Source organism: Trichococcus pasteurii (assembly GCF_900112935.1).
Lineage (GTDB): Bacteria > Bacillota > Bacilli > Lactobacillales > Aerococcaceae > Trichococcus > Trichococcus pasteurii.
In genome coordinates this window covers 1-25,050 of the sequence record NZ_FONM01000026.1, presented here as the reverse complement: position 1 = coordinate 25,050, position 25,050 = coordinate 1, and the positions used below count along the sequence as shown (strand labels likewise).

20 protein-coding genes and 2 pseudogenes are annotated in these 25,050 nt (G+C 32.9%); 20 read left to right on the top strand and 2 right to left on the bottom strand.

Annotated features, from left to right (window positions below; translation table 11 throughout):
* Positions 1–314 (top strand): annotated as a pseudogene (locus tag BM184_RS14350) (IS1634 family transposase); the annotation flags it as partial.
* Between the two features lie 498 nt (positions 315–812).
* On the opposite strand, the gene BM184_RS14345 reads toward BM184_RS14350, so the two are convergent.
* Positions 813–1,259, bottom strand: a complete 447-nt coding sequence (locus BM184_RS14345) for a YhcH/YjgK/YiaL family protein (protein WP_086943506.1) — start codon at positions 1,257–1,259, stop codon at positions 813–815.
* Positions 1,260–2,241: 982 nt separating this feature from the next.
* Here BM184_RS14345 and BM184_RS14340 point away from each other — a divergent pair.
* The 18 genes from BM184_RS14340 (at position 2,242) to BM184_RS14250 (ending at position 24,352) form a co-directional block, all read left to right on the top strand.
* Entirely contained in the window at positions 2,242–2,919 is a 678-nt protein-coding gene (locus tag BM184_RS14340; RefSeq protein WP_086943505.1) for a sugar transferase, read from the top strand.
* Between the two features lie 56 nt (positions 2,920–2,975).
* A complete protein-coding gene (locus BM184_RS14335; protein WP_086943504.1) occupies positions 2,976–4,388 on the top strand; it encodes a sugar transferase in 1,413 nt (470 codons plus the stop codon).
* 298 nt (positions 4,389–4,686) lie between these two features.
* Positions 4,687–5,136 (top strand): PssD/Cps14F family polysaccharide biosynthesis glycosyltransferase, encoded by a 450-nt coding sequence (gene pssD, locus BM184_RS14330; protein WP_177208689.1) that lies wholly within the window; start codon positions 4,687–4,689, stop codon positions 5,134–5,136.
* Between the two features lie 18 nt (positions 5,137–5,154).
* Complete coding sequence (locus tag BM184_RS14325) at positions 5,155–5,664, top strand: glycosyltransferase (protein WP_086943502.1); 510 nt, start codon at positions 5,155–5,157, stop codon at positions 5,662–5,664.
* 160 nt (positions 5,665–5,824) lie between these two features.
* On the top strand, positions 5,825–6,826 hold the full coding sequence (locus tag BM184_RS14320; protein WP_086943501.1) for a hypothetical protein: 1,002 nt from the start codon (positions 5,825–5,827) through the stop codon (positions 6,824–6,826).
* A gap of 18 nt (positions 6,827–6,844) precedes the next feature.
* On the top strand, positions 6,845–7,957 hold the full coding sequence (locus BM184_RS14315; RefSeq protein ID WP_177208688.1) for a glycosyltransferase family 1 protein: 1,113 nt from the start codon (positions 6,845–6,847) through the stop codon (positions 7,955–7,957).
* 24 nt (positions 7,958–7,981) lie between these two features.
* Positions 7,982–8,629 (top strand): DUF1919 domain-containing protein, encoded by a 648-nt coding sequence (locus BM184_RS14310; RefSeq protein WP_086943499.1) that lies wholly within the window; start codon positions 7,982–7,984, stop codon positions 8,627–8,629.
* A gap of 15 nt (positions 8,630–8,644) precedes the next feature.
* Positions 8,645–9,361, top strand: a complete 717-nt coding sequence (locus BM184_RS14305; protein WP_086943498.1) for a glycosyltransferase family 32 protein — start codon at positions 8,645–8,647, stop codon at positions 9,359–9,361.
* 138 nt (positions 9,362–9,499) lie between these two features.
* Complete coding sequence (locus BM184_RS14300; protein WP_086943497.1) at positions 9,500–10,810, top strand: WavE lipopolysaccharide synthesis family protein; 1,311 nt, start codon at positions 9,500–9,502, stop codon at positions 10,808–10,810.
* A gap of 14 nt (positions 10,811–10,824) precedes the next feature.
* Positions 10,825–12,036, top strand: coding sequence for a hypothetical protein (locus BM184_RS14295; RefSeq protein ID WP_086943496.1), 1,212 nt, complete (start codon positions 10,825–10,827; stop codon positions 12,034–12,036).
* A gap of 25 nt (positions 12,037–12,061) precedes the next feature.
* Positions 12,062–13,171 carry a glycosyltransferase family 4 protein gene (locus tag BM184_RS14290; protein ID WP_086943495.1) on the top strand — a complete coding sequence of 370 codons (1,110 nt, stop codon included), beginning with the start codon at positions 12,062–12,064 and terminating at the stop codon, positions 13,169–13,171.
* A 45-nt stretch (positions 13,172–13,216) separates the two neighbouring features.
* Positions 13,217–14,851, top strand: a complete 1,635-nt coding sequence (locus BM184_RS14285) for an aminoglycoside phosphotransferase family protein (RefSeq protein WP_086943494.1) — start codon at positions 13,217–13,219, stop codon at positions 14,849–14,851.
* A gap of 24 nt (positions 14,852–14,875) precedes the next feature.
* Complete coding sequence (locus tag BM184_RS14280; RefSeq protein WP_086943493.1) at positions 14,876–15,286, top strand: HAD family hydrolase; 411 nt, start codon at positions 14,876–14,878, stop codon at positions 15,284–15,286.
* Positions 15,279–16,013 carry a glycosyltransferase family 2 protein gene (locus BM184_RS14275; protein ID WP_086943492.1) on the top strand — a complete coding sequence of 245 codons (735 nt, stop codon included), beginning with the start codon at positions 15,279–15,281 and terminating at the stop codon, positions 16,011–16,013. The genes BM184_RS14280 and BM184_RS14275 overlap by 8 nt, the downstream gene beginning before the upstream one ends.
* Positions 16,014–17,341: 1,328 nt before the next feature.
* Positions 17,342–18,469, top strand: coding sequence for a polysaccharide pyruvyl transferase family protein (locus BM184_RS14270; protein WP_086943491.1), 1,128 nt, complete (start codon positions 17,342–17,344; stop codon positions 18,467–18,469).
* Positions 18,470–18,473: 4 nt separating this feature from the next.
* Positions 18,474–20,003, top strand: coding sequence for a lipopolysaccharide biosynthesis protein (locus BM184_RS14265; RefSeq protein ID WP_086943490.1), 1,530 nt, complete (start codon positions 18,474–18,476; stop codon positions 20,001–20,003).
* A 60-nt stretch (positions 20,004–20,063) separates the two neighbouring features.
* Positions 20,064–21,299, top strand: coding sequence for a hypothetical protein (locus BM184_RS14260; protein WP_086943489.1), 1,236 nt, complete (start codon positions 20,064–20,066; stop codon positions 21,297–21,299).
* 1,625 nt (positions 21,300–22,924) lie between these two features.
* Positions 22,925–24,352 carry a Coenzyme F420 hydrogenase/dehydrogenase, beta subunit C-terminal domain gene (locus tag BM184_RS14250; RefSeq protein ID WP_086943487.1) on the top strand — a complete coding sequence of 476 codons (1,428 nt, stop codon included), beginning with the start codon at positions 22,925–22,927 and terminating at the stop codon, positions 24,350–24,352.
* A 200-nt stretch (positions 24,353–24,552) separates the two neighbouring features.
* Here BM184_RS14250 and BM184_RS15210 read toward each other — a convergent pair.
* Positions 24,553–24,699, bottom strand: a pseudogene (locus BM184_RS15210) (transposase); the annotation flags it as partial.
* Between the two features lie 121 nt (positions 24,700–24,820).
* Here BM184_RS15210 and BM184_RS15745 point away from each other — a divergent pair.
* A partial coding sequence (locus BM184_RS15745; RefSeq protein ID WP_143091151.1) for a transposase family protein occupies positions 24,821–25,050 on the top strand: 230 nt, incomplete at its 3' end.

Here is a 25,050-nt window from a genome sequence, read left to right as displayed (position 1 = left end):
GCAAGGATGTTGTTGAAAAAGCCTTCGGCAATTTAAAAGAGCGCCTCAACTTCAGAAGAATGCAAGTTTCATCCGAATTGTCCCTGAATGGGAAGCTTTTTGTGGAATTCATCGCCTTAATCTACTTATCCTACGTGAAAAAGAAGATGCAGGATGCCGAGCTATTTAACCAATGGACCCTTCAAGGTGTACTGGACGAACTGGACATGATTGAATTATTTGAGGCCCCCGGGCACGGTCGCGTGTTGGGAGAGGTTACGACGAAGCAGAAGGAATTATACGAGGCGTTAGGCGTTGCCCTTCCCTCGTTATAAATTCCGGGAATTCAGGAGACAATCCAAATTTTTGCACGTTAATGATCTCGAACGGATTGACATACAAATTTTGGGATAGTGTATTCTTAATCATCTAATTTCAATGGTAAATGCGTTAGGCATCGTCTGATAAGTTTGATTTGTCTCGAATGGATTATTCTAATGTAAATAAGTGAGCAAGAGTAAGTGGAATACTAGAAGTCATACCTTTGGATCTAGTCCTTGATATTAGTGCAATTGGCGAACCATTCAGAACCCCATTAGGGGTTGGTTAGTAGTAAAGGCTTTAAACCGTAGAGCAAACCAATCGTTAACACGGATGGTTTTGATTGCTTTATTTAATGCTCGTGGAATGAACATTTATACTAGAATCAGACTCTTGGCTCTACAGCTTTACCCAAGAAATACCTAAGTTAGAGTTCCAATAATACTGGAATGCGGGAAAGTATTGTAGGATCAAAGTAAGCAAAGCTGTCCCGGCTTTTCAATTGTCTTATGTTACATCGCCACCTTCACGACAACTTTCTTGATCGGTGCCGGCCCATCAACCGCTAAGCCCGGACGGTGCGCGTCCTGCGGCGTGAACACAGCGAACTGTCCTGCGCGCACGACGAAATGATCGCCTTCCGCATCAAAGAAATACACGTCATCTTCCGGACGATCCTCCGTTTTCACGACGCCATCCAGCGTGTTCCAGCCCATCTTTTCGCTGCCTTCCACGACATACTGGATGTCAGTGTACGTATAGTGGGCCTCCCAACGGCATTCGTCTGCTAAACGCGTATCGTACGCCTGCACCAGCGCAACCACCTCATCACCATCAATCTCGTAACGCCCAACGGGCAATGATGCGACATCTGTCTCCTTCAAAAATTTAAGCCCTTTGTAGAGCCTTTCGTTCAATCCCTTATAAAATTCCATATTCGTCAATGCATCAATGATCACGAAAACATTCCTCCGTTCGGTTAATGGTGAAACAATAGCTCCAGTATAGGCCGGATTCAGCCGATTGGATAGGCTTACATCTGAATGTTGCGATTTCTGTCGCAAATGGGAGCCGTGCCGCGCGTACAGCCACCTCCAACGAAGAGCCTGCTCATCGGAGAACACTAATACGCCAACTATCCCACCTCCGACGAGCGAATGTTGACCGGAGGAGAGAACCTCATTAGCATCTTATATTATGATTATAGGAATATTTAATAAGAAACCTGTCAGGAACAGACTATAATAACAGGGTGTGTTTTTGTGCCAGAAAAAAAGAAGTGCAAAACATGCAACCAATAACTTGAAAGAGACTATTAAACAGGAAAAGATCTCTCGGGAATTTAGCGGAAATTATTTCAGTGACTTTATTTAGATTATGCTCAGCCGACGGCCGATAAAATATGACTGAGAATAGAGGGTGTATGTAAATCGTAATGGAGTTTTCATGATGGTGACATGAAACTGACATATAGGATAGGAAACAAATGCATAAATAGAAAATGTTAATAATTGAAACGCTTACTTGTAAAAGTTTCGTTTTTTTTATGAAAAGTAACGGTATATATGAGAAAATATTTCAATTTTTGTGTAAATTCTGTGATTTGGGTGTTATCATAATAAGTACTTTAAGATATTTTAAACCAGTTTAATCATTTTTAGAAATATTTATCTAAAGTTACTGTTTAAATCAAGTAACTAAAGGCTTTTACAATGTTTCTCGAGGTATATTAATTTTATTAAATATTGACTTTGATAATTTATTTTTAATCCGAAATCCAGAAAATTTTCCAAGTATTTTTGCAAAAAGTATGAATTTATTTTTGGTGATAAGGATTCGGAAGTTAGTTTTTTGATTGGATCAACATTCTTTTTTATCATTTGTTAGCGAATGGGGTTCGGGCGGAGATACAGCTTTATTTTCTGAAGGAGGATATTGTGTATGGAGATTGAAGAGAGTTTAAATGTTGGGGCTTTTAATGGATTTGGGAACAGTGTGGTTGCGCAAAGCCAACCATTGTACTTAGGATTCAAGCGAATGACGGACTTTGTCCTTGCGTTAGTGGGGCTCATCCTACTTTTACCGGTGTTCCTGATTGTAGCGCTACTGATCAAGTGGGATGATCCGAAGGGGACAGTATTCTTCGGCCAGGATCGTGTCGGAAAGGACGGGGAACTGTTCAAAATGTACAAGTTCCGATCGATGTATGTCGATGCAGAAGAGCGATTGGCTAGTCTTCTGAAACACAACGAGGTCAGCGGAGCGATGTTCAAGATGAAGGAAGATCCCCGCGTCACGAAGATTGGGGCCTGCATCCGCAAGTGCAGCATTGACGAACTGCCGCAGCTATTCAATGTCCTCAAAGGAGACATGAGTCTGGTCGGGCCGCGTCCAGCATTGATCCGTGAAGTTGATGAATACACAAACTACGATAAGCAGCGGTTGTTGGTCACGCCTGGCATCAGCGGTTTGTGGCAAGTGAGCGGACGGAGCCGCTTGACCTTCGCGCAGATGGTCGAATTGGATTTGGAGTATGTCACCACGCGTTCTTACTGGATGGATATCAAAATCCTGTTCAAGACAGTAAAAGTTGTTTGTAATGGTGATGGTGCTTATTAGAGAAGCGCAAGTTAAGGAGTTTGTTGGTTATTTAAAGTGCTGAGGGGTAATGTCGGATGTATAAGATAGCAAATAGTGGTTGGTTAAAGCATTTTGATTTTATGGTATTTGATATTTTTTTATTGGAAGCTGCATTTATTATTTCATATATCATTCGCTTCGGGGTCTCCTCTCCCTTTGCGGCGTCCATCTATGCAGTGTTGGGGGTCATCCTTCCGATCCTGCATATCTTTATTGTCTTTTTTACGGAGGAGTATTCCGGTATCCTGAGAAGAGGCTATCTGAAGGAGTTCAAAGCGGTGCTGCAGCATAACTGTATGCTGGTCGCGATGGTGACCTTCTATATGTTCGCGACCCAGCAGTCAGCGGATTATTCCCGAAGCGTGCTCTTCACGATGTGGGGAATCAACATCGTTTTCACCTGGCTGGGAAGAGTATTACTGAAGAAGGCATTGCTGATGGCTTATTCCAACGAGAAGAACCTTTCGTATATGTTGGTAGTATCCTCTAAAGCAGTAGCCGAGCGGACAATCAACCAGCTTCAAAAGGAAAAGTACAGTGATTATATCGTGAAGGGACTTGCAATTGTGGATGCCGATATGATTGGCCAATCGATCAATGGCGTTCCAGTGGTTGCGAATGATGACACATTGTATGAATATCTTCGCACGAATACGGTGGATGGCGTCTTTATCCATGTGCGCAATTCCTATGACGAAATCGAAGAAATCACGAACAGTTTGTTGGCTATGGGAATCACGGTCCATATCTCATTGGATCATGTATCGAGCGAGATGCCGAATAAAGTGGTAGAGGAAATCAATGGATATACCGTCCTGACGACAAGCATCAAGATGGCGACGACACGCCAGTTGTTCATCAAGAGAGTCATCGATATCTGTGGTGGTCTGGCAGGCTTGTTGGCTACCATTATCGCGTATATCTTTATTGCGCCGATCATCTACATCCAGTCACCTGGGCCGATATTCTTCTCGCAGGAACGGGTCGGCCGCAACGGCAGACGCTTCCGCATCTACAAGTTCCGCTCTATGTATATGGATGCCGAAGAACGCAAGAAGGAATTGATGGCCCATAACAAAATGGATGGCCTGATGTTCAAGATGGACGACGATCCGCGCATCATGCCGATTGGTAAATTCATCCGGCGAGTGTCGATAGATGAATTGCCGCAAAGCGTCAATATCCTCAAAGGGGATATGAGCCTAGTCGGAACTAGACCCCCGACAGTGGATGAATACGAACAATACGAATTGCACCACAAAAGCAGACTTGCAGCTAAACCAGGGCTTACTGGCATGTGGCAAGTGAGCGGCAGAAGTGATATCACGGATTTTGAGGAAGTTGTTAAATTGGATACAGAGTATATCAGCAATTTTTCATTGGGATTGTACATGAAGATTCTTTTTAAGACAGTAGGAGTTGTGCTGGGTAAAAAGGGATCTGTTTGATAGATTCTTTTTTATAGGTACTTTTAAGCTAATTAGAAGGCTATTAACCTAAGGCTAGTAAATAATTGAATAGGGTTTGCTTTAATTGATTCAACGTTTGTAGCACATTTATTGATATTCAAGGTTTATTCTAAGGATTTTTGACCTCTATGATTGCTGTTGGTAATAGAGTCAATAGGTAAGCCATGATGGGAAATAATAATTGAATAAATATTAATTATTAAAAGTAATAAAATTATTTGTTCATAAAAAATGATAAGGTATATAGCTATGATTTTTTTATATTGGAGGAGAAAAAATGAAGGTATGCTTAGTTGGATCGAGTGGAGGACATCTTACTCACCTATATATGCTAAAACCATTTTGGGAAAATAAAGATAGATTTTGGGTTACCTTTGATAAAGAAGATGCAAGAAGCTTACTCATTGATGAGAAAGTTTATCCTTGTTACTACCCAACAAATCGCAGCATTAAAGGATTAATAAAAAATACGATACTTGCGTGGAAAATCCTTAGGAGAGAAAAACCAGATTTAATTATTTCATCGGGTGCCGCAGTGGCAGTTCCCTTTTTTTATATAGGCAAATTACTGGGTTCTAAATTAATCTATATAGAAGTATTTGATCGAATAGATAAACCTACAATGACAGGGAAACTGGTTTATCCAATTGTGGATAAATTTGTAGTGGAGTGGGAAGAATTGAAGCAAGTCTATCCTAAAGCTGTAAATTTAGGTAGTATTTTCTGAATATAATGGAGGCATAATATGATATTTGTGACTGTTGGTACACATGAGCAATCATTTAATAGGCTTATACAGTGCATTGATGAATTAAAACTGGAAAATGTAATTAGCGAAAATATTGTAATCCAAACAGGATTTAGTACATATGTGCCACTAAACTGTGAATGGAAAAAAATATTTTCATACAAAGAAATGAAAGAAATGGTTCATGATGCTAGAATTATCATTACCCATGGAGGGCCTTCTAGTTTCATAATGCCTCTTCAAGTAGGGAAGATTCCTATCGTTGTTCCAAGACAAAAGCAGTTTGACGAACATGTTAATGACCATCAACTTGAATTTGCTAAGGAAGTAGAAAAGCGACAAGGAAATATAATCGTCATTGAGGGCATAGAACAATTACAGAATAAAATTTTGAACTACGATCAAATAGTTATGGAAATGCCTAAAGGAATAAAAAGTCACAATAAAAAATTTAATAATGAACTTGAGAAATTAGTGGAAGAAATATTTACTGTTGCATTAAAATGACCTATGTATTTGATTCTAAGATTAGCGCATATTTTCCAAGAGCGATACATTACGTTATAAGCTAAACATAGATGAATACTACCTTGAAAATATTTTCATAGATAATTAATAGTGAAATATCATTTTTTTGAATTTTATAGTTTCAAAGGGAGATAATTGAATGATTAGAAATATTTTTTCAATTCCAGTACATGAAAAACCTGAGGTAGTTATAGATCAGATAATGAATTATAAGTACTATAATCAAGGGTGTGGTATTGTCTTACATCTGAGTAAAAATTTTCAATATACTGGAAGCCAATATAATGAAAACACTTTTTTTGAAGTACTAGAACATCTTGATAATGTTTTTATAAATCCTCGACATGTTAGAACTGGATTTGGAGATATCATTCAAGCTCATCTTTCGAATTTTGAATACGTTTGTTCAGTTACAGATTTTGAATACTTTTCGTTAGGCGCAAGCAATGATTTATTTATCAAAGAGGGACTCAATGATTTTATGGTTGAATGGAAAGCTGGATTAAAAATAATTCCAGTTGACATAGATGTAACTTGGATGGCTGCATACAAAGCAAAGTCAGATACAGATTTACTTAATATGCTCGCCTCTTTAAATGGAACAGTAAATGATATTAAGAGATCACAAGTAGAAGGTGCGTTTTTTGATAAAAAACTTTTCAGTCAAATAGCAAATATAGTGAATAATAGTTATGACTTCAATGACATCAATGAGAATCAATTATATGCAAGAGAAGAAGTGTATTTTCCAACAATAGTGCAATTTTTAATATCGGATAAAGAGATATATACAGATAATTATACATATAATGCCACTAATAGTGCATCATGGACGATTTATTTAGATGACATTGATAGAATTATTACAAGTAAAAATAACTATTTTTGCATAAAAAGAATCAGCAGAGATATTAATAACCCAATTCGATCTTACGTTCGTGATTATTTAGGAGAATACACTAATAAAGTACAAGTATATATTAGTGGGGTAAAAAAAATAAGTTGCGAAGAAATAATGTTATATGAAAAAAAACAAAAAATAATTGATTCTAAGGGAGCGATTATTGAAATATTTAAGAAGTTGATAAAAAAAAATAAATTTATAAGGGATTATATAGGTAAAACTAAGAAAAAACCCTAAATTTATAGGAGAATGTATATGCGTTTATTAATAATTAATACACAAGGGTTACGACGTGAAGGTATAACTAGCACAATTATGGAATCTTTAAGTTCAATGCCAAGGAGTGGAATGCAAATTGACCTAGTGGTTGCTGGTAAGAGTGATGATGCTTGCATTGGATTTTTTGAAAACTTAAATTGTGGTATTAAAAAATTACCAGGTAGAAAAAGAAATACTTTGAAATATTTATATTCCTTGTACCTATTAATTAAGAAAGGAAAATATGACATTGTGCATGTCCATGGTAGCAGCGCCATTTTATCTCTAGAAATAATTACTGCTTTTATTGGGGGATGTAGAATAAGAATTGCTCATTGTCATAATACACAATGTACACACAAAATCGCTAATGAGATATTAAAGCCTTTTTTAAAATTATTTAGCACAGATGCATTTGCTTGTGGAAATGATGCTGGACAGTGGCTGTTTGGAAAAAAAGATTTTAAAACTATTCATAATGGTAAGGATCTTAATAGGTATAAATTTAATAAAGAAATCAGAAATAAAGTTAGAAGTTTTTACGATTGGAACGATAAAACTGTTATAGGACATGTTGGGAATTTTAATTATCAGAAAAACCATGAATTCATAATAAGCATAATTAGGGAGCTAATAATGCAAAACAAGAGCTATCATTTAGTTTTAATAGGTGATGGGGAAAATCAACAAAGGATTAAAGAGTTAGTTGAAGATTTTGGACTTAATAATCACGTAGAATTCTTAGGAAGTATTTCAAACGTTGAAGAGGTTATTCAAGGTATGGATTTAATGGTTCTTCCATCACGATTTGAGGGGCTTCCAGTTGTAGCAATTGAATGGCAGGCATCTGGATTACCATGCTTGATATCAGACAGTGTTACTAAGGAGTGCAAAGCTACTGATTTAGTCCATTTTCTTTCTTTGAAATCTGGCGCTAAAGAATGGACCAAACAAATCCTTGAGATAGAATTACCAGATAGAGATAAAATGAAAGAAGCTAATAAACAAAATTTAAAAAGGGCTGGATTTGATATTACTGATATCTCTGAAAATTTAAAGTTTGAATATCAGCGATTGATTTTACAAAATCAATCTAAGAATTTTTTATAATATTTTAGCTGAGGGGTTCATAGCATGACTTATGAAGGTTTACGGTTAAGAATGTTGGAATTATGGAGAAAAGGATTTTCTTCCTATAGGAAATTAAAGTTATTAAATGACGAATTTACAATAATATCAAATAATTGTTGGGGAGGAATGATATACGAAAGTTACGGATTAAAAAAACAATCTCCCACAGTAGGATTATTTTTTATGGCGGATGATTATATTAAGTTCATATCCAATCTGAGAATGTATTTGGGTTCAGAATTGAAATTTATAGATCCTGAAATGTCCAAGTGGAAGGGGTATTTCGCTAATGATCAGCGATTTGGTCAATACCCAATCGGAATTTTAAATAATGAAATCGAAATATTTTTCCTACATTACCATAGCAATGAGGAAGCATATAAAAAGTGGACAAATCGTTGTCAACGGGTATGCTGGGAAAGAATCCTTATTAAGTTTAATGATCAAAATGGCTGTACTGCTCAACATTTAAACATATTTGATAAGCTACCATATAAAAATAAAATAAGTTTTGCAGTAAAAAAATATGAGTCTTTGAATTCTGTTGTTACTATTAAAACACCAAAAAAACATACATTTATTCGCGCTTCATATGAACCTTTCGGGAAAAATAGAAATATTGATATAAATAGTTTGATTAATAAATTATAGTAAAGGACAGAAGAAATGATTCCAAAAATTATACATTATTGTTGGTTTGGAGAAAAGAATAAGCCTAAGAGTGTTATGCAATATATTGAGGGATGGAAAGTAATGTTGCCTGATTTTAATATAGTAGAGTGGAATGAGAAAAATTTTGATGTAAATTATAATACGTATACTAAAGACGCGTATAAAGCAAAAAAATATGCATTTGTGAGTGATGTGGCAAGGTTGAATGCCCTATATAAATATGGCGGTATTTATCTTGATACAGACATTGAAATAAAACAGGACTTTGACGATTTATTAGACCAGTATAATTTAATTTTAGGTTATGAGTGTTATGGGGAGCATCTAATGACTAGCTTTATGGCAGCTAGTAAGGGCAACAACTGGATTAAGAAATTTATTGATCTATATGAAAACGAAGTATTTATAAAAGAGAACGGTGAATTAAATACCTATCCAAATACCTATAGAATATCCGATGCATTAAGAGAAGAAAATATAATACTAGATGGGAAATATCAAACTATCAAAGAGAACGGCGTATTGTTTCCAGAAATTTATTTTAGTGCCATGGAATTTAATACTTTCAAAGATATTAGTGATAGTAAAACATATACGGTACATCATTTTAAATCATCTTGGTTACCATGGTATATTAGATTAAGAAGGAATATAAAAAAATATTTGGTAAAAAAAATGAGATGGTTAAGAATATTGTATCACTTTAACTAATTATATATTGGTATGATGTAACATAGATAAATTCTGCGAATTAAAGCGTGATATACATATGATTATATACATTCATTAATGACATGGTTATGACGTTCTAAATAAACTATTTTATACACCTACGCATGTGATTAGCGCATGACTAATAATAATAATAATCTATTTTCTAGTCATATCATTATATCAGTATTATTCATTACTAATAAAAAAAATAAGTGTCCAGATGAAGACGTTGTGACACTTGTCGTTTCATTAAATAAGATGTTTATCTGGTACAAATTTCGAAATGGGAGTGGGGAATTTAAGTTGACTATTAAAGGTATATTACGGCGTTTACACGAAGGTGAATTTAAATTAGCTAGAATGTTTCGTGCTGGCTATGATAAATACATCATTGATATGGTATTAAATGAATACGAAAAGAATCAAAATACATATTTGACAACTAGATTAGCTCCGAAGACTAGTGAGCAAGTATATTATAAAAAATTAGAAGTTCAAAATTTGCCAAAATTTGCCGTAATACTTCAAGGACCGCTATTGTTAGAAAATGATTTCACTCTGGAAACATGTAAAATGTACAGAAAATTATTTAGTGATAACGTTATTATTGTTTCTACATGGGATGATGAAGATACTGAGACAATAAAAAAAATTAAAAATTTAAAAATTATAGTCATACAAAACAAAAAACCAAAATTTACAGGTATTGGTAATATAAATTTTCAGGTTATTAGTACGAAAGCTGGTTTAGCAGAAGCAGAGAAAGCAGGAGTACATTATGTATTAAAAACGAGAACTGATCAGAGATTCCAAAAAAATAATTTGTATGAATATTTCGTTAGTTTGTTAAAACAATTTCCTGTTGATGCAGATGGAATGAACTTACCCCAAGACAAACGAATAATTGTTCTGCAAAGCCCTGTGGGTGCCTCGTTGTTTATACCTTTCCATATATCTGATTTTATGTTTTTTGGAGTATTAGACGATGTTTTTAGATTATTTGAAATTGATGAACAAAACGTTTCTGAGAATAAAAAAGAAAGAACTCAAAGGGAAAATGACATGATTACAACTTCTACAGTTATGGATTTTCATTCAGCGGAAGCACCTGAGATTATGTTCATGAAAAACTACATTTGTAATCATGGCAATATTTCTGAAGCTGAATTTTATAGAGTAAAAACTTATTGGAACTTTATAAAAAATTATATAATTGCAGTTTCTTATGATGAAGTAGGTTTCTTGTGGGGTAAGCCCGGTAGATATTATAGTGACAATAATTTAAATCATATTTATGAAGTTGAAGACTCTGAGAAGCGGTCTTATAAGTATGTTTTAAATTTTTCTAATTGGCTATCAATCTACAGCGGAATCTTACAATATTCGATAAGCTACGAAGAATTAGCACAAATGGAAATGAATTATTATTTGGATAAAAATAACTAGTAAAAGGGAATATTATGAACTTGACGATAAAATTCAGTAAAGAAAAAATTCACACGTATATGTTAATTATATTTATACTAATGATGTGTCGATGGATGTATTTGATTCCAGAAGCTATCTTTGGTGTAAATACTGACGATATAACATTGGTTTTCTTTATTTTGTATTATGGTTTTTGCTATATAAAATATCATAAAAAAAATGAGCAGGGGAAAAGCTACAAAGGACCTATATATCTCGCGCTATTAATTTGTTTTGTTGCAGCTTTCAAAGGAAATGTTAATTGGGAACAGTCTATTATGGCAGGGTTACTTCCACAAAGATACTTTTTTTTCATATTGTTATCTTACCTACCAATAAGAAACATGATTTATTTGAAAAAAATAAATGTTAAATCATTTCTTGATGCAATAATTATAGTTGGTATTGTCGCATCCATACTATATTTAATCCAACATTTTACATATCCGAAATTAATTTTTATTAATACTCTGATGAATCAAAGAAATGGATTAAGAATTTATGTGGATTCTGTCGTTATAGAATTAATGATAATGATTGTATTTGAGAGATTGCTATATGATAAGAAAAATAAATTTTACCATATTATGGTTTTGTTGCTTGGATTAGCTCATGTTTTCTTAGTTTCTCAGGGAAGATTAGAGTCAAGCGCAATAATTGCTACTTTATTTATTGGTTTTTTACTATGGAATAAAGTAAGTTTATTAAAAATATGGGGTTCAGGAGTAATCTTTGGAGCGGTACTTTGGGTAGTAAATTCTGGAATTATTGATACTATTATAGGGACTCAGAATACTCTTGAAATTAGATTTTATGGTAGATCATTGTACTTTGAACAGTTATTCAGTAGCATTTCAAATCTAATTTTTGGGTGCGGTTATCCAAATTCTTTGGATGCTAGTATTGCTTCAGGTAGTGTAAATTATATATATTTGGCTGATAATGGCATCTTTGCATTTTTTTATGTTTATGGACTTTTAGGTTTGTTATTTGTATTTTTGTTTCTAATTCGAGCTATGGGGATGTCATGGCGTATATATAGAGTTGGAGGTAATATACTCCCGCTAATGTTTTTAATATTTAATATGATTTTAGCATATAATATTACATTCTGGTGGTGGAAATTAGAATGGATATTTGTTTTAGTCATATATTTAAGCTATTTAGAACACCAAAATTACAAAAATAAGGTGATTCGATATTAATATTGATTGTCTAAAGGGAGAAAAAATGGATAAAATTGTAGTTATGTATACTGTGGATAGAAATAACCCTAAAGGTACTTGGTCAGGGACATCATATGCACTCAAAGAGGCCCTAAAAGAAAAAGTGGAGGTAATTGAGGTTGATTTACATGAAGGCCTCTTATTAAAAGGGTTGAGGATTATCGGAGATAAATTCAGTAGAAATAAAAGCAGTTATCTTTTTGGTCCACTGCATGATAGTCTTTTGCAATTAAAAGCTAATTTTATTTTAAATAAATACCGACATTTACCGGTATTAGAAATTGCTAATGAGGTAAAAATAAAAAATAGGTACTTTCTATATCAAGATTTGGCAATTGCTGTGTTGCCACCAATACAAGAGAGTTTAAAGAAAGATTTGAAAAAGAGTAGTGGCGGATTGTTATTAGAATGTTCAGACGATGAATTACAAAGAAAAATCGAGGTACAAAAAAAAATATATAACAGCGCCGATAAAATATTTTTTATGGGAAACTGGGTTGCAGACAGGATGAAGGAACTATATCCACAAATGTCCTGTAAATTTGTAGCTGTAGGGGCAGGAATTAACCCAGAATTTTCAGCGCCTATCAAGAGTGAAATACTACATAAGGAGAATATCATTTCCTTTATTGGTATTGATTTTGATCGCAAAGCAGGAGATTTAGTATTAGAAGCATTTAAAATATTAGTAGAGAAATATGATACAGATGCACAATTGTATATTGCGGGTCCAAATTGTATTAAGACGGATTTAACTAATGTTAATTTTATAGGAAAAACAGAACGGGAAGAATTAGAACAGTTATTAAAAAGAAGCACAGTATTCTGTATGCCTTCTAAATTCGAAGCTTATGGACTTGTGTTTTTAGAAGCAAAAAGTTATGGATTACTTTGCATTGGCAGAAATAATTATGAAATGCCATATTTGTTATCCGCAGATGATGAAGATTATTTAATTGAAAATGATGATGCAGAGAATTTAGCAAAAAATATGTTTATTTTGCTAAATGATAAACAGAAACAACTGAGAGCTATCAATAATGCTGGAAAGGTTTATTCATCAAATACTTGGGAAAGTGTTGCAGAAAAAATTCTAAATGAGATGTCTTTGTAATTGAAATCATGTGAGTTAATAATATGAAAAAGTGGGGTAAAATAAATGAAAAAAATAATTATTCCGAGCGCTAAAGTAGTGCCTAAGGATCTTCAAAATCTCGGGAAAATCCCAGCTGTTATTTATCCTGTCGATGATAGAACAATGCTGGATTGTTTCTTGGAAGTTTATAAAGATTATGCTGATACGTATGAAGTTATTACTTATGAAGCAGCTGAAAAAGTAAGGAATTATGCTCGCTCTTACAGTGAAAATATAAACATTCATAAATTAAATGATATTAGAGATTTAGGCTATAGTATTTATTCAGGGATAAATTATTCGAAATGTAAATCTGAGGATATATTAGTTATTAATTTTGGAGATACAATAGTATTTGATAAATTAAATGATATTAATGAAGATATGTGCTTTTATTCGGAAGATTACATTTCAGATACATGGACATTTTTTTCTGAAAAAAAAGGTATTATAAGTGAAATATGGGATAAACAGGAAATTAGCTCAAAAGAAGCTTGGGAAAAATTATTTGTAGGGGTATTTTTTATTACTCGGCCGCTTGAATTTCAAAAATTCTTAGAAAATTCCTTAAATGAGAACACGAACATAGACTCGTTTTACAGGGCTTTAATGGATTACAGTAAAGTATATCCAATGCAAATGAGAAAAGCAGATAAGTGGTTTGACATAGGGCATGCTGATAGATATTTTGATACCCAGATAGAAGTTAAAGCTAGATCTTTTAACCATATATCAATTGATAAAAATAGAGGGATTCTATCAAAAACAAGTGAAGAAAAAGAAAAATTTCTTGGAGAAATATTATGGTACTTAAAATTACCTACGGATATTGAATACGTTAGACCTAGAATCTTTTCATACTCAATTGACTACAATAATCCATATATAAACATGGAATATTATGCATATCATACATTGCACGAACTGTTTTTATTCGGTGACTTAAGCCAGAAACAATGGGCTGATACATTCAAAAGAATTAAATTTATTATTAATGATTTTGAAAGGTATAAGGTAAGCGATGATGGAATAAATGACGCCATTGTAGAAATGTACTTAAATAAAACAATGGCGAGATTAGAAAAAATGAAAGAGAATAGTAAATTTAAGGACTTTTTTGATAACTCAATCATTGTAAATGGTATAGAATATAAATCACTTTCGGAAATTTGTGAAATTTTACCAAAAATAATAATTGATGAATTATGCGATGTTAGATCATTTAATATTATTCATGGCGATTTATGTTTTGCTAATATAATGATAGATTCGAATTTGACTTTCATCAAAGTAATAGATCCAAGAGGTAAGTTTGGTAAATATGATATTTACGGAGATAGACGTTACGAATTAGCTAAATTATTTCATAGTCTTGATGGAAAATATGATTATATTATCAAAGATCTATTTTATTTGGAAGTAAATGATACAAATATAAAATACTACGTTAACGAAAGGAAACGTGACTTCGACTTATATGAGTCTTTCGTTAGATGTTTTAAGGAAGAAATTGGAGAAGAGATTAAAAAAATAGAATTAATTCAATCTTTGCTATTTTTGAGCATGATTCCATTGCACACTGAAAGTGAAAAACATCAACTAGCAATGTTAGCTACAGGGCTTGAAATATTAAATCGCGTAATAGATATTAGAAAATAATCATAGAAAAAGAGGATTCCTAACGTGAGTGCAAATTTAAAAGAATATTCATTTATTTTTGATATTGATGGAACATTATGTCCTGTAAAAGGAAAAGAAGAAAGATATGAGGATCTTGTTCCATATGAGAATGTATTGGATAAATTACGCTATTATAAATCCCAAGGTGTGAAAGTTATATTATTTACCTCTCGTAATATGAATTCATACAATGGGAATTTAGGATTAATCAATAAAAATACAGCTAAAATCTTATTAGAATGGTTAGATAAGTGGGATATTCCATATGATGAAATCATGTACGGAAAACCATGGCCTGGTCATAAAGGGTTTTATGTGGACGACAGGTCAATAAGACCGGATGAATTTTTAAACAACACGATTGAGGAACTTGAAAGTATATGCCAAAGTATAGAGGAGCAAGTTAATGAATAAAGAGATGACAATAATAATTACAATGGCAGGGCAAGGATCTAGATTTAAAAAAGCTGGATATCAAGAACCAAAATATATGATAGAGGCAAAAGGAAAAACTCTGTTTGAATGGTCTATGGATAGCCTTATGGACTACAATCCTTACGTAAAAAAATATATTTTTATTGTTCAAGAGCAAGATGATGCCTCTAGCTTTATACTTGAAAAGTGTAAAAAATATCAAATTAGAGAGGTACAAATTTTAGAACTTGACCATCTTACAGATGGTCAAGCTACGACGTGCATGTTAGCGATTCCCTATTGTAATCCTAGCGATGCCATAATGGTTTACAATATTGATACTTATGTAGAACCTTTTGAGTTGAAATATAGTGATATAAAAGGTGAAGGGCATATACCTTGTTTTTATGGAGCGGGAAATCATTGGAGTTTTGTGAAACTCGATGATAATTTGAAAGTAACCGAGGTTCGTGAAAAGTCACGTATTTCCAATAACTGTAGTATAGGAGCATATTATTTTTCATCTGCTAAGCTATTTGAAGAGTTATATAATGACTATTACACTGACAAAAGCAACTTAATTAACAATGAAAAGTTCATCGCTCCTTTGTATAATCATATGATAAGTAAAAAACTGGAGTGTACACATAGTATTGTAAATTTGGATAAAGTTCATGTGTTAGGTACTCCAGAAGAGCTAAATATATTTATTAATAAACATGAATAAAAAAGATTCATGGCTATAAAAATTTTTCTGAAATTAATACTTTTTGTTTCATTTACCAACATAGTTGTTGGATATTTCTAAGGACTTGATAGGTTAGTTCCGAATTGACATGACAAGTGCTGAGTTTACTAGTAGACTACGTCCAGTTCGAATAAGTTTGTCTGGGATCTTAAAAATGGCTCGGCCATTTTGAATCTGGCCGAGCCATTTTATTCTTCAACTTTTTACTTGGTAGAATGTTGAAGAATAAAACGACTTCTTTTTTATCCCAACGATGGTTGTCGTCAATCTGAGTATAGACTCACACTGGTATCGAAAGGTTGCATTTTGCATTTAAGCGCATCATAAAGAAGTAGTCATAAGCTACACAGAAATCGTAAAGTTGCGGAGCAGCGAACCTGCTTTCTACGCGGATAAAATAAACTGAAACCGAAAAAATTTGAGTTACTATAAACAACTCGTTATCCGATCATCCTGTCCGGCGCTCGTCAGGCCTAAGAAGTGTCAAGAGGTATATAAATAGCAATTATACAATAATACGGAATTGCCAAGAATGAGGTCCTGTTGAACCTGTAAAATAATATTATGGGTATATTCAGCAGACCTTAATTAGTTATTTTAAGATAGGGAGATTTGATTTCAAAATTCCCGCTGCTTTTCGGGATCCGCATTCGTCAAAGTATAATAGGAAGCGTGTGACTAATTCCAAGCTGTTTCATGATGAGAGAGGTATGACTTTGAGGGCATAACAATCCGGGTACAACAATCCCCCGTTTTTGTTTCTCGATAATGGCCATGAAAGCCAGTGCCAATTAGAATAGCCGTCAAATTTAAATCCAGAAGCGAGTTTAGTGAGTACAATCACATTAAGTTCGATCTCTTGCTCTTTGCCGTACTTTCAAAGTGGCGATAGTCAATGCTTCTATCCCACTATTCGCTTGGGGATGGTTATTTTCATTGCCTTAATCAATTCAGCAATCAGGATTGGCTGCACGTGGGGTTCCAGTGGGATTTACCTTCCTATCCTTGCTTTAATTATAAGGTAAACAGGAGCGTAGAGGATCCAATTCAATTTATATAAAGTGGGAATTTATTTTATTTTCAGGCATGGATCCGATGATGCACTAAAACTATTTCAAAGTGATTTCCTGTGTTTTTGACAAATGATAATTAGAATAAAATGATCTGAATTCAAAGTCTCTATTTTATTGTCATATTAATAAAATACATTACTTTGCTTTTGTTAGGTGAATGTATAAGATGATTCAATAATACAGAAATTAATATAAATACATGTACAACTGAGAAATAATTAGGAGGACAAGCAGTTGAAAAAAATAGGTCTAGTTACAATAGTTGATTATACTAATTACGGAAATAGATTGCAAAATTATGCAGCGCAGCAGGTATTAGAATCTATTGGATTCGATGTAACAACAATAATTAATAAACCAGATGAAAGAAAAGACGAACAAACAAAGAGAAATTTATTTGAAAAAATCAAGGGGAGTAGCTTGACTGAACTAAATAAAAAAATGATACATCGTATAAACAGAAAAAGAAATCAGAAAGCGTTGGAAAAGAAATCCGAATCATTCAAAGTTTTTACGAAAAAAAATATAAAAGAGTCAGACTTTACAATAACAGATAATTCAGTTCCAGAAGACCTAAATAAAAATTTTGATTATTTTGTTGTGGGTAGTGATCAAGTGTGGAATCCTATCTTTAGAAAAGGTTCAACGATTGATTTCTTAACTTTTGCACCTAAAAATAAAAGAATTGCTTATGCTCCTAGTTTCGGAATTTCAGAAATACCTGAATCTTATAGAGAGAAATATAGAAAATGGATTTTAGAGTTTGAACATTTGTCAGTCAGAGAAGATGCAGGCGCAAAAATCATTGAAGATATGACTAATAGAAAAGCATTAGTTATTGTAGATCCTACTTTGATGCTGAAGAAAGAAGAATGGCTTGCTGCTTCTAAAGTTTCTAAATTAAAACCAGAAAAACCTTTTTTATTGACGTATTTCTTAGGAGAGCTATCCAAGGAAATTAAGGACCTTATAAACTCAATTTCTATAGATAATGATTTAGAAATTGTTAAATTAGGAAGCTATGAAGAAATTAAAAGATATGCCACTGATCCTGGAGAATTTATTGATTATATTAATTCATCAAGTATTTTCTTAACAGATTCTTTTCATGGGGTAGTATTTTCTGTTCTACTGGAAAAACCTTTTGTTGTATTTAATAGAATAGGGGAAGAACCATCTATGAATTCTAGGATAGATACATTACTTTCCAAATTCAAATTGGACAATAGAAAATGGGAGAATGTTAAACAGACAAGAAAATATTTCAATGTTGACTTTACTCATACTGAGCCTATTTTAATCGATGAGAGAAATAAAGCATATAAGTATTTAAAAAATGCTTTAGAAATAACTGAGGTATAACTTTATGAAAGTAAACCAACTAAAGGCAGGCGCTGCCTTATCATATGCTTCAATGGTAATCGGTTATATAGTATCAATTATCTATACACCAATGATGCTTCGGCTTTTAGGCCAAAGTGAATATGGTCTTTATAATCTTGTAGCATCTATTGTTGCCTATTTAGGGGTATTAAATTTTGGATTTGGTAGTACTTATATGCGCTACTATACAAGGTATAAAGTTTTAAATGATAGGGAGAAGATAGCAGCATTAAATGGGATGTTCCTAATTATTTTCTCTATTATAGGTTTGATAGCAGTAATCGCAGGAGCAATATTAGCATTTAATACTGAATTAATTTTTGGTGTAGAACTAACAGATAATGAATTATCAAGAGCTAAGATTTTAATGATAATTTTAGTTCTAAATCTTGCAATATCATTTCCTAGTATAGTTTTTAATTCTCATATAATAGCAAATGAAGAATTCGTATTTCAGAAATTTATTCAAATGATAAAAACGGTAATCAATCCATTTATTATCTTACCAATTTTGCTCATGGGATACGGTTCTGTAGGAATGGTAGTAGTGACAACTATTTTTAATTTAATAATAGAGATAACAAATATGACTTTTTGTATTAAAAAGCTTAACATGAAGTTTTCTTTTAGAAGTTTAGAAATTAAACTCATGAAAGAAATGACAATATTTTCTTCTTATATTTTTTTGTATATGGTAGTCGATCAAATTAACTGGAACGTAGATAAATTTATTCTTGGACGACACAAAGGAACATCTGAAGTAGCGATTTATTCAATTGGCGCTCAACTTAATACTTATCTGATTAGTATTTCTACCGTAATCTCATCAGTATTCATTCCCCGAGTCAATAGTATTGTTGCAAAAAATTCGAAAGACAGAGAACTTACTACCCTGTTTATAAAAATTGGGAGAATTCAATACATATTTGTTCTACTTGTCATTATTGGTTTTATTGTGTTCGGAAGATCTTTTATCAATCTGTGGGCGGGAGAAAATTATTTAGTATCATATTATGTAGCTACTGTATTGATGATCCCAATGCTGACATCATTAATACAAAATATTGGAATAGAAATTAGAAAAGCACAGAACAAGCATAAAACAGCAGCTTTTTTTATGACTTTAGTCGCTTGTATAAATATCTTAATCAGTATCCCACTAGCAAAATATTATGGTGCGATTGGAAGTGCAATTGGAACTTCTATTGCAGTAATTATTAATCAAATTTTTATAAACGTCTACTACCACAAAGTAATAGGGCTTGATATATTATTATTTTGGAAGGAAATAATTCAATTATCAAAGGGAGCTTTTATACCAATATGCACAGCGATTGTAATGATGATGAATAAAAATCATTTTGCTGATCTAACATTCTTATTATTGGCTATTCCCTTTTCTGTCCTCTATTTATTATCAATGTATAAATTTGGTTTAAATAATTTTGAAAAGAAACTATTTTTCAATGATAATCTCAAAAAATTGTCAATCACAAACTTAAGAAAATCTTAAAAATTTCGGAGATGAATATTAGTCAGAGAACAAAGTATTTAAAATGGGAGAAGGATAAGTATGAATTTATACAATTTAAGAATAAGTAAAAATGATCAAATAGTGAAACTTTCTATATCGGTTGATAGTAAAGAATTTGGGAAGAAGGAGCTTTGGTTTTCAACTGAAAAACAATATGCTAATGGTATTTGTACATCTCATTTTGACGCTTTTTTAGTAGGATTATTATTTCCTGCCATGAAATATGGTGAAGATATTCATATTGAAGGAACTGTATCAAGTAAGCTATTATTTAATATCAATCATTATGTTATTCCATTAATTAAATCTTTCTCACCATCATGTAAGAAAATAAACGTAACAGCTGATACCTTAGTAAGTGAAAACTTTGAAGGGGATGGAGTTGGAACAGGTTTTTCGGGAGGTATTGATTCTTTTTGTACCGTATATGACCATTTTGAATTAGAGGACAATCCTGAATATAAGATTAACAGTTTTTTATTTTTAAATGTTGGAGCACATGGCTCTGATGATGAAAATAAAGTTAGAAATAAATATAATTTGAGGTATGAATATTTGAGAGAATTTCCCAAAGAAATAGGTTTGGATTTTATATCTGTAGACTCTAATTTATATTTATTTCATCCATGGGGTCATCAAAAAACACATACACTTACTAGTGCGGCTGGAATTATTTTTATGCAAAAATTATATAGTAAATACTATTATGCATCAGCGGGTTTAGATTATAGTGACATTATAAAGACAGCTTCAAATTACATTGATATAGATGTTGGAGCATATTGTGATTCGATTCTTTTACCACTTTTGTCAACCGAATCACTTGACTTTATACCTGATGGAGCACAGTATACAAGAGTTGAAAAAACAGTGCGTATCATGAATTATGAGCCTGTATATAGATATTTAAATGTGTGTGTGAGTGGAGATGACACTCATGAAAATTGTTCGGTATGTAGTAAGTGCTGCAGAACTTTAATGACAATAAATTCATCTGGAAAAATCGAGGATTTCCAAAATTTATTTGATATTCCTAAGTATAAAGCAAAGGCTGAAAAGAAATATTTGGTCGAACAAGTACTCAATAAAGAAAAAGACCCATTTGCTAAAGGAAATATTAATTTTGCTAAGGAAAATGACATTGATTTACCAGGAATGTTATATTGTCGTATTGCTGGAATGAATTGGGCTTTTAAAAATAAACTTATAAAATTCGCAAATGGTAACTTATCAGAAGTCAGTAAAAAGCGATTAAAGCGCTTTATATTGAGGTAGGATTTCAAATTAGGTAAATATTGATTCTACATTATAGAATATATCTATTTTATATCTTAAGTTCATAATTATTTAGTAGTTTATATTTTTAACATCACTTTACAAATTTTCACGCCCGTAAGGGAATTAAAAAACAAACTAACTGTTATTTTTGTATGATTGATTTGGGAAAAAACAACTAAAAAGTGGACTGCTTATCATGAACCTATAACATCAAAAGGGTAGGTCAATCAAAAGTTTAAGATATTATTTCGCACCTTATTTTGCCGAAATGACTTGCCCGACCGCGGGACATTTTTTTCATTTCGGGCATTATTTCGACGCAAGGGATTTAATCCGTCCCTCTTTCGTACCCTTGGTTTTTGAAGAGCATAAACGCCTCTAGTTGTTTGAACTCGCATTACTAAATGTTGAAGGCCCTATTGAATCAGAGTACTGTCCATATTGTGTTGTCTTGCATTCAGAAGAAATGTAGTAACTATCCCACATTTCTGATTATCTATGGTATTCTTCAAAATATATATATATATTTTGAAGAATACCAGATGATGTTTGATCATGCTTACCATAACGGAAGTAACTATATGAAGGACAATTGTTTTGGTGGGTTGGTAACTAACGTCCCTCTGGAGGGTGGTGGCAAACTGTATTATCTTAGCGCTTCTGTAGGTTATCGCTTACTTTTCAAAGATGAGTATAAGTTGCTGGTATGTTTGAAAAGGTAATTCAGGAGTTTTCGGAAAAAGCCAAAGCCATATTGATGTGTGATAGGTGGTATCCAAAGGGAGCTATCATTATGATGTATCTTCAGATCCCAATTAAAGCTGATTGCCAAAGTGAAGGTAGATAAAAAACTATATTACTTGCTTCTCGCACCCACCGGCAAACGCGTTCGATCTGCCCAGAAATGGAGAGCCTTGAATTGCATATTCGAATTGGCTATTACATGGTGGGAATCGGAAAGGTGTGGGTCAATCTATTTCCAATGCCAGTTATGCAACAGTCACAACCTTCAATCCCGCTAAATCTTCGAGTTATCACATTTTCATTAGTATGAGTATGCCAGAAGATATTCTGCTGGATGACCATGAACTGGAAACGCTCTGTCCATTACTTCCTGAAGCGGACAGAAACCGTCATCTGCCTTATTGCCTATATGTATTTCGTTGGGCAATGGAGGTCATTTTTTATAAACAGTAGACCTTTTGGTCTTTCGGAAAATATATGGTTAGAACCAAAAATGGGATCGAAAGTTACACCATTTTTTGTCATCGCCTAGAGCTAAGGGCAGCCAATTACTTTCAAATGGGAGAAGTGTGATCATTTGAGAGAGGAAAGTTCAAAAGTGAAAACAGCTTATTAGAATTACCTTTCAGGAGGAATTATTATTCCATACTTTCGGATTTTTTATCGAAAATAGAATTAATTCACTAACATTAATAAAAGCTTTTGAGAGATAAATTGAAAAGAAGAACATTCATTTATTTGTAACTTGTAAAGTGGCGTATTTTAAGTCAGTCAAATTTAATGGAATTAATACGCAAAGAATATAATAGATAAGCCTATTTGAAAAAATGCTAGATAGATTGGTTAAATAATACAACAGAGTAATATGAGGTGGAAATTTGAAAGTAGAAGAATTCAGTTCAAAGAAAATTTATAGTGAAGCAAGTGGATCTTGCGCAGCTGTAGATGGAAATATTAACATGGAATTAAATGAATATGGTATGTATGAAGAAATAATAAATGGGCATAAATACCATGAAGTGGACAAACTAGTGGAATACGTTTCCCCAAATTTAAACAGCGAAACAGATGAGGCAGAAATCGCAAAAAAACTATATGATCAAGTTTATGACATAAAATACGACGAACGAATTGGATATTTTAAATCATTATATGCCGGACATGTATCTGAAGGAGACTATAGAGAAAACGCGAGTTCTGGTGGAATGGGGACATGGATTTTCAAGGAGTTATTTGAAAAGAATTTAATTGATGGTGTTATACATGTGAAAGAAAATTTAGATCCTAGTAGTGCAATAATGTTTAAATATGACATTTCAAAATCAATTGATGAAATCAAGGTAGGTGCAAAAACCAAATATTATCCTGTTGAATTATCACAAGTCATAGAGATAGTAAAAGAAGTACCAGGGAGATACGCAATTATTGGCATACCGAGTTTCATCATGGCGATTCGCTTATTAGCAGAAAAAGATGATATTATTAAAAATAGAATTAAATATACAGTTGGTCTAATATGTGGCCATCAGAAGAGTAGTAAATTTGCTGAAGCTTTGGCCTGGCAAGTTGGAATAAAACCTGGCGATTTGAAGTATATAAATTTCCGGAAAAAACTTTTAAATAGACCCGCTAGTAATTACGGAATAGAAATGATAGGTACAATAGATGGTAAAGATATGACAATCGTAAAACCCTCTGATGAATTATTAGGTCAAGACTGGGGCCAAGGATACTTTAAAACTATGGCTTCTGATTATACTGACGATGTCATGAATGAAACGGCGGATATAACTTTAGGTGACGCTTGGTTACCAGAGTATACCAAAGATAGTAAGGGAAATAACGTAGTAGTAGTAAGAAATCCAGTTATTGATGATTTAATTCAAGAGGGAATCAAATCAGGAAGATTGAAGTTAGATATAGTTGATAAAGATACTATTTTCCGTTCACAAGCTGCACATTATAGACATACCCATGATGAATTAGCCTATCGATTATATAAAAAAGATAAAATTAATCAATGGCGTCCTAAAAAAAGAATTGATGCTTCCAAAAATATTCCCTTATTAAGACGAAAAATACAAGATTTGAGAGAAGAGATTTCAATTCAGAGCCATATAATATACAAAAAAGCTGTTGAAATAGATGATTTAAACTACTTCATAAAGGAAATGGGAAAATTATCAAATAAATATAAATTATTGTATAAATTAATGGCTTTGCAGAAAAAGGGATTGCTGGGAGTAATGAAGTCTGTAAACATAAAAATTAGCACAGTAATAAAAAAGATGGCAAATAGTTTATAGTGGCGAAAAGTAATAATATAATTACATAATTGGTTCTTTCCAGCTATAGATAATTATTTCAAATATTATTTCATAAAATGTTATCCCATACATATTAATATCGTTTTATATTTATTTTATCAATAATCTAGTATAGTCGAAGTAGATGATTATGGCATTTAAAATGTGCCACCTCTGCAATAATTTGGTTCTTTCCTGACTTAGTTGAAAGAACACCAAATCACTTTGTTTTTGAGTGTCTCAAAGTTTGCTCGACCATACATAATTCGCTTTATAACCTTTAATTTATTGATGTGTCCCTCGGCCAATCCGTTGTTGTAAGGGTAAATAGCATTATTTAGGACTGAATATTGCAAATGTATAGGTTCTTCCGCAAAAAGACGTTTTTAATTGTGGAATTAATACATTGTTTTTATAATTAGATTGAATGAACAGTAGGGAGATTATTGAAGAGAAGAGGTTATCGTGATGACGTCTGTTGAACTTAATTTAGAATCGTTTTATCCAATGGACTCTTTGCAACTAATAACGGTGAATGAAGACGAACATGCCATCGTGATTCACTTGAAATCCGTTACCTCTGCCTGTGGGTGCCCGAACTGTCAGATGGTGTCCACTCACTACCATGGTACACATCGACGGACGGTCCAAGATCTACCGATACTAGGTAAAAACGTCCAACTGGAGATAACGGCCCA